The 1,158-nt window shown below is 62.9% G+C and carries 1 protein-coding gene and 1 pseudogene; both read left to right on the forward strand.

The window, feature by feature from the left end; all coding sequences use genetic code 11:
- Positions 1–64 precede the first annotated feature (64 nt).
- Positions 65–556: pseudogene (locus NKI08_RS34450) on the forward strand (transposase); the annotation flags it as partial.
- A gap of 39 nt (positions 557–595) precedes the next feature.
- Positions 596–1,158: transposase (locus tag NKI08_RS34455; RefSeq protein ID WP_352775960.1), on the forward strand; the 563-nt coding region annotated here is incomplete at its 3' end.

Here is a 1,158-nt window from a genome sequence, read left to right on the forward strand (position 1 = left end):
AAGATGGGGCTCAAGCCGAATATCCCATCTGATTCAATCTTCGTCGTAAGAGGAGATTGAGTCGATGATGGGCGAGCAAAGTGTGATGCAGGAGGAGCTGTTCTACGGCTTCAGCCTGGAGCGGCATGTGCCGGCGGATCACCTGCTCAGAGCGATCGACCACTTCGTCGACCTGTCCGCCATCCGCCAGCATCTGGCGCCCTTCTACAGCCCGATCGGCCGTCCCTCGATCGACCCTGAGCTGCTGATCCGCATGCTGATCGTCGGCTATTGCTTCGGCATCCGCTCGGAGCGCCGGCTGTGCGAGGAGGTACATCTGAACCTGGCCTATCGGTGGTTCTGCCGGCTTGGCCTCGAGGGTGATGTGCCTGACCACTCAACCTTCTCCAAGACCCGCCACGGCCGCTTCCGCGATGCCGACCTGCTGCGCGAACTGTTCGAGACCGTCGTCCGGCGCTGCATAGCTGAAGGGCTCGTCGGCGGCGAAGGCTTTGCGGTCGATGCCAGCATGATCGTCGCCGACGCCCATCGTCAGCGCGGGATCGAAACGGCCGAGGACCTGATTCAATCTTCGTCGTAAGAGGAGATTGAGTCGATGATGGGCGAGCAAAGTGTGATGCAGGAGGAGCTGTTCTACGGCTTCAGCCTGGAGCGGCATGTGCCGGCGGATCACCTGCTCAGAGCGATCGACCACTTCGTCGACCTGTCCGCCATCCGCCAGCATCTGGCGCCCTTCTACAGCCCGATCGGCCGTCCCTCGATCGACCCTGAGCTGCTGATCCGCATGCTGATCGTCGGCTATTGCTTCGGCATCCGCTCGGAGCGCCGGCTGTGCGAGGAGGTACATCTGAACCTGGCCTATCGGTGGTTCTGCCGGCTTGGCCTCGAGGGTGATGTGCCTGACCACTCAACCTTCTCCAAGACCCGCCACGGCCGCTTCCGCGATGCCGACCTGCTGCGCGAACTGTTCGAGACCGTCGTCCGGCGCTGCATAGCTGAAGGGCTCGTCGGCGGCGAAGGCTTTGCGGTCGATGCCAGCATGATCGTCGCCGACGCCCATCGTCAGCGCGGGATCGAAACGGCCGAGGACCTCAATCCCAAAGCCAAGCGGGCCGTGGCTGAGTATCTCGCCACTCTGGATGACGCCGCCTTCGGGGC

The organism is Mesorhizobium sp. M0768 (assembly GCF_040320195.1).
GTDB lineage: Bacteria > Pseudomonadota > Alphaproteobacteria > Rhizobiales > Rhizobiaceae > Mesorhizobium.